Origin of the sequence: Oerskovia sp. NPDC056781, from assembly GCF_042789955.1 — a bacterium.
GTDB classification, from domain to species: Bacteria; Actinomycetota; Actinomycetes; order Actinomycetales; family Cellulomonadaceae; genus Oerskovia; species Oerskovia rustica.
This window is the reverse complement of record NZ_JBHUAD010000023.1, coordinates 1-7,657: the sequence shown is the minus strand read 5'-3', so window position 1 is coordinate 7,657 and position 7,657 is coordinate 1. Positions and strand designations below refer to the sequence as shown.

Sequence of the window (7,657 nt, the reverse complement as noted above, 5' to 3'; positions counted from 1 at the left end):
GCCTCAGGCGGGGACGCCCAGCGCGCGCAGGCAGCCGCGCAGCGTGGGCTCGACCGCGACCTGGGCGAACTCGACCGGCCGGCCCGCGGCGCGCCAGCGCTCGAGCAGGGCCATGAGCCGCACCGAGTCGAGGCCGTGGTCGGTCAGGTCGTCGTCGAGCCCGATCTCGTGCGCGGCCGACCCGCTCGCGCCGAGGACGTCGACGAGGTCCGCGAGCGCCTGCTCGCGCGTGATGGTCGGGTGCGTCATGCGGGTCCTCCGGCGGGGCGTGGTGCGCTGGTGCGCTGGGGCGGACGCCTGGCCAGGACGTCGGAGCGGACGGGGACCACGAGCGGCCAGCCCTCGGGGTCGGTCACGACGTGGGCACGGATCCCGAAGACGTGCCGGACGACGTCGGCGTCGAGGACCTCCTCGGGGCGCCCCTGGGCCACGACCGCGCCGTCCTTCATGAGGACGAGCTGGGTCGCGTACCGGACGGCGAGGTTGAGGTCGTGCAGGACCGCGACGACCGTGCGGCCCTCGTCGTGCAGGCGCGCGCACGTGTCGAGGACGTCGATCTGGTGCGCGACGTCGAGGAACGTCGTGGGCTCGTCGAGCAGCAGCAGGGACGTCTCCTGCGCGAGCGCCATGGCGATCCACACGCGCTGGCGCTGCCCGCCGGACAGCTCGCTCACGCGTCGGGTCGACAGGTCGAGCGTGTCGGTCGCGAGGAGCGCCTCGTCGATCACCCGGTGGTCCTCGGCCGACAGCGCACGCAGGAATCCCTGGTGAGGGTGTCGTCCGCGGGCCACGAGGTCGCGCACCCGGATGCCGTCGGGCCCGACGGGGGCCTGCGGCAGGAACGCGAGCCGTTTGGCGACCTCGCGGGGAGGCATCGACGTGACGACCTGCCCGTCGAGCTCGACCGTCCCGGCGGTGGGGCGCAGGATGCGTGCGAGCGACAGCAGCAGGGTCGACTTGCCGCAGCCGTTGGGCCCGACGATGACCGTGAGCTCGCCCTGGAGGATCTCGAGGTCGACGCCCTGGAGCACGTCGCGCTTGCCGTATCCGACGCGCAGGTCGGTCGTCGCGAGGCTCATCGGACGACCAGCGGGTCGGACAGGACCGTGCTGCCGGGAAGGGCCCTGCCCGACGGCGCCGCGTGCGTCGCGCCGGCCGTCCCGCCCGGGGCGTGCCCCGCCTGCGCGGTGGGCGCGGCGTGGTCGCCCCGGCGGGCCAGGACCGACGCGAGCACCTCTCCGGCGCGGACGCCCAGCGTGGACAGCAGGGTCGAGGCGAGACCGTGCGAGTGCTCGGACTGCCCCACGAGGTAGAGCCCGGCGTCGGCGGGCTCGGTGAGGCGGGCGCGGTGGTCGCGGTGCAGGTCCAGGGCCCCGTCGGCGTCGCGACCGAGCAGGTCGGTCGCGCCGCCGAGCAGCGTCGCCGGGTCCAGGGGGCGGTAGCCCGTGGCGAGCACGACGAGGTCCGCGTCGAGGACGGCCGTCGTCCCCGTGAGGTTCTCGGCGAGCGTGAGGGCCACCGGGCCGCCCACCGGGCTGCCCACCGGGCTGCCCACCGGGCCGTCCGAGGTGTCCCGCACGTCGAGCACCTCTGTGCAGCGGTGCCAGTGCAGGCGCCCACGCCCGAGCCACCGGTCGCGGTACTCCCGCTCGTGCAGGGTGCGGATGGTGTCCTCGGCGACGACCGAGTAGTTGGTGTTGCGGTGGTGCGCCATGAGCTGCGCGCGCCCTGCGGGCGGGGCGTCGTAGAAGACGTCGACCGCGCCCGGGTCGAACACCGAGTTGGCGTAGGGCGTCGAGTCCGAGGGCGAGAAGCCGTAGCGGCGCGACACCGAGTGGACCTCGGCCCCGGGGAACCGGTCGTAGAGGTCGATCATGATCTCGGCCGCGCTCTGCCCCGCGCCCACGACCACGGCGCGGCGCACGTCGTGGTCGACCAGCGCGACGCGGTCGAGGTAGCGCTGGTTGTGCCAGACCCGACCGGACTCGGCGACGCCCGCCGGGAGCCGGGGCTGCAGGCCTGCGGCGACGACGACGTCGCGGGCCCTGGTCGTGCTCGGGCCGTGCTCGCCCGCGACCGTGACGTCGAACGCGACGACCCTCCCGCCGTCGCGCACGGGCGTCACGGACTCGACCGACGAGCCGTAGCGCGTGAACCCCGCGAGGCGGGCCGCGGCCCAGCGCAGGTAGGCCGCGAACTCGACGCGCAACGGCGCGAAGCTGCCCCGGTTGAGGAAGTCGACCAGCCGGCCCTGCTCGTGCAGGAACGCGAGGAACGAGTAGTCGCTCGTGGGGTTGCGCAGCGTCACGAGGTCCTTGGCGAACGCGACCTGCATGTGCGCGTCCTCGAAGAGCATCCCGTGGTGCCAGCGCGAGGTCGCCTGACGCTCGTGGAAGACCGCGCGCAGCGGTTCGTCGGACGTCGTGTTGTGCTCCTCGACCGCGATCGCGAGCGCCATGTTCGACGGCCCGAAGCCGAGGCCCAGGACGTCGACGTCCACGTCGTGCGCCGTGCGGCGGGGGTCCTGCGTGCGGGACGGGTTGCTCATCGCGTGCTCCACGGCTGGGGTTCGGTGCCGGCGGCCGCGGGAGCGGGGGCCGGGTGAGCGCGGTCGACCTTGCCGACCGCGGTGGTGGCGAGCGCCTCGACGGTCTCGAAGCGGTCCGGAATCTTGTAGGCGGCGATGCCGCGCTCGCGCAGGAACCGGCGCAGCACGGGACCGGTCGGGGCCACGGCGCCGGGCCGGGCGACGACGCGCGCGGCCGCGCGCGCGCCCAGGTACTCGTCAGGCTCGCCGACGACGCTCGCGTCGAGCACGTCGGGATGGGCGCGCAGGTGGTTCTCGACCTCGGCGGGAGCGATCTTCTCCCCCCCGCGGTTGATCTGCTCCTTGGCACGCCCGACGACCGTGAGGTACCCGGCGGCGTCACGCACGACGAGGTCGCCCGTGCGGTAGAAGCCGTCGGCCGTGAACGCGCAGGCGTCGTGCTCGGGCGCCCGGTAGTAGCCGCGGATCGTGTAGGGGCCACGGGTCAGCAGGTGCCCCGGGTGCCCGGGCGGCACCGGTTCGTCATGGTCGTCCACGACGAGGACCTCGTCGGCGGGAGAGATGGGCCGTCCCTGGGTCCCGACCACGACCTCGCGCGGGTCGCCCGCCCGGGTGTAGCAGACGAGCCCCTCAGCCATGCCGAAGACCTGCTGGAGCGTGTCCCCGAAGACGTCGAGCAGGCGCTCGGCCGCGCTCGTGCCCAGCTTGGCTCCCCCGACCTGGAGGACCTCGAGCGAGGAGAGGTCGTGCGCGGCGACGAGCGGCGACGCGGCCCAGACGTGCGCGAGCGGCGGCACGAGGGCCACGTGCGTGACGCGGTGCCGCTCGACGAGGGCGAACGCGGTGTCCGGGGCGCCGTGCGGGGACAGGACGACGGTCCCGCCCGCGTGCAGGACCCCGAGCACGCCGGGCGACGTCAGGGCGTAGTTGTGGGCGACGGGCAACGTCGCGAGGTACACCGAGCCCGGGCCCAGGCCACAGATCCGGGCGCTCTCCCGCACCGAGTACAGGTAGTCGGCGTGCGTGCGCGGGATGAGCTTGGGTGTGCCCGTGGTCCCGCCCGAGAGCTGCAGAAGCACGACGTCGGCCGGGTGGGCGGCATCCTCGAAGGGGCCGCGGACCTCGGTCAGGTCGGCCCGGCGCAGGTCGTCGAGGGCGTGCGCGGTGAACGGGCTGGGTGCGTCCGACTGCTCGCCGTGCGCTGGCGGGGTACCGCCCACGACCACGACGTGCCGCACCGTGGGCACGGCCGCGGCGACCTCTCGGGCGAGTGCCGCGTGGTCGAAACCTGCCTCGACGCCACCGGTCACGAGCGCGACGGCGCCCGTGTGCGCGGCGAAGTACCCGACCTCGGTCCGCCGGTGCGCAGGCAGCGCGAGGACCGGCACGATGCCCGAGCGGCCGAGCGCGACCAGCACCTCGACCAGCTCGCTCGCGCTGGGCAGCTGCACGACGACGCGGTCGCCCCGGCGCAGCCCGAGCGCCGCGAAGCCGTACGCGAGGTCGTCGGCCGCGCGGTCCAGGTCCGCGTAGGTCAGGCTACGGGCCGCGTCGACGAGCGCGGTCGCGTCGGGCCGTGCGGCCGCGGCGCCGCGCACGAGCGAGCCGAGCGTCTGGTCGGTCCAGAACCCGGCCGCGCGGTACCGGTCCGCGACGTCGGCCGGGACGGGCACGACGCCGTCGAGCAGGTGGGGTGCCGGGCCCACCCGTGGGGCGGCGGTCACGACACAGGTCCCAGGGCGGACAGCAGCGTCGAGAACTTCACGGCGGTCTCGGCGTGCTCGCCCTCGGGCGTGGACCCGACGACGACGCCCGCCCCCGCGAAGAGCCGCACGTCCGCGCCGCGCACCACGCCGCAGCGCAGCACGATCGCCCACTCGCCGTTCCCGGCCTGGTCCGCCCAGCCGACGAGGCCCGTGTAGAAGCCGCGGTCGAACGGTTCGAGCGAGCCGATGAGCTCGCGTGCGGCGGCCCGCGGGTGCCCGCAGACCGCGGGCGTGGGGTGCAGCGCGTAGACGACGTCGAGCACCGAGACACCCGGCTTCAGGCGGGCGCTGACGGGCGTGCCCAGGTGCCACAGGTGCGACGTCGCGACGAGCTCCGGGGTCGCCGGCACGTCCAGGTCGTCCTCGTGGGCGACGTACGTGCGCAGCACCTCCCGGATCGCGTCGGTCACGAACGCGTGCTCGCGCAGGTCCTTCTCGGACGTCAGGAGCCGCTGCGCGGTCGCGCGGTCCTCCTCGGGGTCGGCAGAGCGCGGCGCCGACCCCGCGAGCGGGTGGCTGTGCAGCACGCCGTCGCGCACCGAGACCAGGAGCTCGGGGCTCGCCCCGACCAGGTGCCCCTTGTCGCCCGGCAGCTCGACGTCGAACACGTACGCGTCAGGGTTCGCGCGCCGCATCGCGGCGCGCACCGCGCGCCGGTCGAGCGGACCCGGCGCGGACACGTCGAGGGTGCGCGCCAGGACGACCTTCTCGGCCACGCCGTCCTCGAGCTGGGACACCGCCCGCCCGACGGCGGCGCGGAAGACCACGTCGTCACGTCCGGGCGGGGCCGTGGGACCGTCGGGGTCCGTCAGCGCGGAGCGGACCGGTCCCGCCGCGGGCTCGCCGTCGGGCGTCGTCGCGGGGACCGTGCCGGACGTGCCGGGATCGTCCTGGTGGCTCTGGTCCCTCTGGTCGCACCGGCCGCCCTGGTCGCCCTGGTCGCCCTGGTCGCCGCGCCCGGCTCCCACGGGTCGCCACGACTGGTGCGCCGGGACGACGAGGTGCGCGGGACGCGAGGAGTCGAACGGGATCGTGCCCACGAGGATGGGCGCGGGCTCGCCGGCCCAGCGTGCCGAGGCCGCCCGAGCGAGCAGGTCGCGTGCCGCGGCCGCGACCGTCGGGCCGTCCCACGACGGCACGTCGAGGCGCTCGCGCACACCGTGCGCCACGAGGCCCACGTCGGGCGACGCGAGACGGAACTCGGCGTGCCCGAGGGGGGCGTCGTCGTCGGGCGCTCCGGCGGGAGCGGTGGTCCCGCTGGTCCGGGAGTGGCGGCGCGCGTGCGCCGTGTCGAGCACGACCGCGGTACCTGTCGGGTCGTCGAGCACGGTGAAGCCGGTCATGAGGCGTCCTCGTCGGTGTCGATGGGGTTCGTGAGCCTGCGCGTCGTCCGCAGGAGGACGTGCGAGAGGTCGTGCTGATGACGCAGGGGGGGTGGGTGGGGCGGATCAGCGGAGCGTGGCGCCGCCGTCGACGACGAGCTCGTGCACCGTGATGTGCCGGGCCGCGTCAGAGACCAGGAAGGCGACGGCGTCTGCCACGTCCTGCACCTCGGCGAGCCGGCCGAGCGGGATGCCGAGCCGGAAGTCCTCCGGCACCCCGGCGACGACGCGGGCCTCGGCCGGGTCGTCGAGGACCCGGAGGTCGTCCGGACCCGGCGACCCGGCGATCGCCGCGAGCATGGGGGTACGGGTCGAGCCCGGCGAGACCACGTTGCAGCGCACCCCGTAGGGCGCGACCTCGAGGCCGAGCGACCGGGTCAGGCTCGACGCCGCGGCCTTCGAGGCCGCGTACGCCGCCATCCCGACGCGCGGGACGCCTGCGGCGTTCGACGCGACCGTGACGATCGCGCCCCGCCGACGCTCGGACAGACGTCGCGCGACCTCGCGCGAGACGAGGTAGACCCCCGTCGCGTTGACCGCGAGCATCCGCTGCCAGTCCGCGAGCGAGGACTCGGTCACGACGCCGGGGCACAGCACGCCCGCGGCGTTCACGAGCACGTCGAGCGGGCCGATCTCGGCCTCGACCCAGTCGACCAGGTGCACGACGTCCTGCTCGTCGGTCACGTCGAGACGCACCGGGACGACCTGGCCTGCCATCACCTTGCCGAGCGGCGCCGTCGGTACCGTGCCGTCGAGGTCTCCCGCGACGACCACGTAGCCCTGCGCCGCGAGCACGTTCACGACCGCGGCCCCGATGCCGCCCGCGGCGCCGGTCACGAGAGCGACGCGCGTGCTCATGCCCCCGCCACCGCGGGGACGCGCGCCCTGAGATGGGTCAGCACGTCGTCCGTCGTCCCGACGACGGCGCACCGGTCCGCCGCCCAGGCGAGGGCCTGGCGGTGGTGGGCGAGCGAGAAGTCGGCGACGGCGTCGCCGACGAGGAAGGGCTGGACGTCGTGCATGAACGCGTCGCACGCCGTGACGAGGCACCCGATGTGCGCGTAGACGCCCGTCACGACGAGTTGGTCGCGCCCCTGCTCGCGCAGGAGGTCACGCAGCCCGGTGCGCACGAACGCGTCGTAGCGCCACTTGGTCAGCACGGTGTCCCCCGGCTGCGGGGAGAGCTCGTCGATCACGACGTCCGACCCGTCGTCCGGGATGCCCGGACCCCAGAAGTCGGTGAGCAGACCGCGGTCGGCGGGGCGCTGCGCGGGCGGCTGGGCGGTCAGGACGACGGGGACGCCCAGCTCGCGCGCCCTCGTGGCGAGGCGCGAGATGTTGTGGACGGCGTCCCGCAGAGCGGGCGACGCCGGGTCGAACGCGTTCACGAAGTACTGCTGCATGTCGTGCACGAGGAGCACCGCACGGGCAGGGTCGACCTGCCACGTCACGCGGTTGCTCGGGTACTCGTGCGGTGCCGGGCCGTCGTAGGCGGCGATCGTCGGCAGTCCCATGGTCCCCCCAGAGCCAGGCGTATCGAGCGCATTAGTTGAATGAGTTAGGTAAACCTTCCCTCACTGAGGTAGACCTAAGCACAGACTTCACCCGCCTGGGAAGGGCCGTCCACGGAACGGACAGATGCCGACAATCTGCCATCTCGTTCGGCGAGGGTGACCGCCCCGCCCGCCGAGGGCGACCGCCCGACCCGCCGACGGTGACGCACCGAAGCGCCGAGGGGGACTCACCAGGGCGTCGACGGTGACGCCGACCAGTGCCGACGGTGACGCGCCTGGACGATGAGGGCGACGTGCCCCGCTGCAGGGTGCCGGTCGCCTTCGCAGGTCGTGGGCGTCGCCCTCGGCGGTCAGACCGGTCACCGTCGGCGGTCCAGCACGTCGCCCTCGGGGGGCCTGGGCGTCACCCTCGGGGATCCTGCAGGTCACCCGGGAACGCCGAAGGGC

General features: G+C 74.7%; 7 protein-coding genes. All 7 read right to left on the bottom strand.

All coding sequences use genetic code 11. The features are described 5' to 3' along the window. Positions 1 to 3: 3 nt before the first annotated feature. Positions 4 to 249 (bottom strand): phosphopantetheine-binding protein, encoded by a 246-nt coding sequence (locus ACFRCR_RS03805; protein ID WP_377675662.1) that lies wholly within the window; start codon positions 247 to 249, stop codon positions 4 to 6. After that, positions 246 to 1,079: an ABC transporter ATP-binding protein gene (locus tag ACFRCR_RS03800; RefSeq protein ID WP_377675660.1), complete on the bottom strand. Its 834-nt coding sequence runs from the start codon at positions 1,077 to 1,079 to the stop codon at positions 246 to 248. Before ACFRCR_RS03800 ends, ACFRCR_RS03805 begins: the two co-directional genes overlap by 4 nt. Further along, positions 1,076 to 2,548: a lysine N(6)-hydroxylase/L-ornithine N(5)-oxygenase family protein gene (locus tag ACFRCR_RS03795; RefSeq protein WP_377675658.1), complete on the bottom strand. Its 1,473-nt coding sequence runs from the start codon at positions 2,546 to 2,548 to the stop codon at positions 1,076 to 1,078. Before ACFRCR_RS03795 ends, ACFRCR_RS03800 begins: the two co-directional genes overlap by 4 nt. Next, positions 2,545 to 4,272 (bottom strand): (2,3-dihydroxybenzoyl)adenylate synthase, encoded by a 1,728-nt coding sequence (locus ACFRCR_RS03790; RefSeq protein WP_377675656.1) that lies wholly within the window; start codon positions 4,270 to 4,272, stop codon positions 2,545 to 2,547. Before ACFRCR_RS03790 ends, ACFRCR_RS03795 begins: the two co-directional genes overlap by 4 nt. Continuing rightward, positions 4,269 to 5,657 (bottom strand): isochorismate synthase MenF, encoded by a 1,389-nt coding sequence (locus ACFRCR_RS03785; RefSeq protein WP_377675655.1) that lies wholly within the window; start codon positions 5,655 to 5,657, stop codon positions 4,269 to 4,271. The genes ACFRCR_RS03790 and ACFRCR_RS03785 overlap by 4 nt, the downstream gene beginning before the upstream one ends. Before the next feature lie 105 nt (positions 5,658 to 5,762). Next, positions 5,763 to 6,554, bottom strand: coding sequence for an SDR family oxidoreductase (locus tag ACFRCR_RS03780; protein ID WP_377675653.1), 792 nt, complete (start codon positions 6,552 to 6,554; stop codon positions 5,763 to 5,765). Beyond that, positions 6,551 to 7,210, bottom strand: coding sequence for an isochorismatase family protein (locus ACFRCR_RS03775; protein ID WP_377675651.1), 660 nt, complete (start codon positions 7,208 to 7,210; stop codon positions 6,551 to 6,553). The genes ACFRCR_RS03780 and ACFRCR_RS03775 overlap by 4 nt, the downstream gene beginning before the upstream one ends. Positions 7,211 to 7,657: the final 447 nt, after the last annotated feature.